1 protein-coding gene is annotated in these 1,464 nt (G+C 39.1%); it reads right to left on the minus strand.

What is annotated here, in order from left to right:
• Positions 1–49: 49 nt before the first annotated feature.
• Positions 50–442 (minus strand): zinc ribbon domain-containing protein, encoded by a 393-nt coding sequence (locus QUA33_RS28030; protein ID WP_333153035.1) that lies wholly within the window; start codon positions 440–442, stop codon positions 50–52.
• Positions 443–1,464 lie beyond the last annotated feature (1,022 nt).

Genomic DNA, 1,464 nt, shown 5'->3' on the forward strand with positions numbered 1-1,464 from the left:
TCTTAACTTCTACTTAGATCCACCTCCCTCATTATACATGATTTATGATTTACAAATCATTTGCGATCGCTATAGTTCCTAACGCTAATAATCCCAGCCCTTCATCGCCAATAATGATAGCAGAATTCACATCTCTATCGTGCTTAATTTTGCAGTTGGAACAAGTCCAGCTACGTACTTCCAACGGAAGGCTACCCACCTGATTCAGACCTACGTGGCAACTCTTACTCGATGGTGCAAAAAAACGACCAGTCTCTAGGTAATTTTTACCGTCTCTTTCAGCCTTGTATTTCAACGTTCGGGTCAAAATTGACCAGCAGCAATCGCTACTTTTTTGGGATAGAATTTTATTTAACCAATTTATTAACTGCCAGCTTTTCAACAACGATGACTTGGTTTTCCTGCACCAATTTGGGAGATATTTTTTCCGGTCATTACTCACGAGCGTTTGCCTTTTTTTCGTGAGTAATGACCGCTAAACTGTCTTTATTGCGAGGATTTTAATCTTGATGTTTGCGAGATAGTTTATGCTGCTTACGGTTTATATTTTTAGAAATTATGGTTTATTGTAGTAAAAACAACCCCCAGCTTGCCTAGAAAATGGAGGAATTTATCACCCAAAATTTGTACTTTTTGTGGGGTACTGAATTGATTGACCTGCCTTGACTAGAAATTCGGGAAAGAGGCCAGTCCTTCAAAGAAGCTGATGAATGCTGTGCATAGGTTTAGTGAAGTCAAATGATGTAGTTTTGGGTGACAGGGCAATCGCATCTGGTAAATAGCAATTTGTAAAGCAAGACTGACCTAGCGAGGTAACAAGCAAGCTGCAAAACTTACCAGGCAATGGTTTAAGGGAACCGTCTCTGAGCTGATATCTTTTATTGTGCATCATTGGTAACAAGTTAAGCTAAGAAAGCATTTGTCAATCAGCAATTATGGTCAACATTTGCTCAGATTTTGGGCAGAAAACTGAGATTTGGGCGATCGAGGAATCATGCCGAGGGTGATATTTATACTTACTCCCTCTCAAATCGTGAATTTTCCATTCCTAAAAAAGCAGTTTTTTTGAGTAATATTACTGATTGACAAATGCAATTAAGTCTTAATTTGTCACCAATGAACCAGCGATCGTAATTGCACTGTAACAAACAATTTTTATAAAAGTGCCTATTTTACATCCCCATTCTTATGACCATCAGCGATTTTAAGAAATCGGGTAAAACAGCAAGAAGCTGTGGCGTGTCAAAGTCCATTCCAGCAGAAACGTTTTGAATAAATTTAATAATTTTTTAGCAGGCCCAGAATCGGACTGATTAATGCCTGTTGTTCTGAGATTAACTGTTGGTGAGAAGCGTAGGGAACCACTAAGAGTAAAAATCCTCTATGCTAGCTGGGGGGGTGACAACCCGCCCCAAACCCATAGTTAGTAAGGATTGAGCCAACTTGTGGTAAAAAAAGATAGGC

The sequence above is a fragment of the Microcoleus sp. Pol14D4 genome (genome assembly GCF_036701245.1).
In the GTDB taxonomy this organism is placed as follows: domain Bacteria; phylum Cyanobacteriota; class Cyanobacteriia; order Cyanobacteriales; family Microcoleaceae; genus Microcoleus.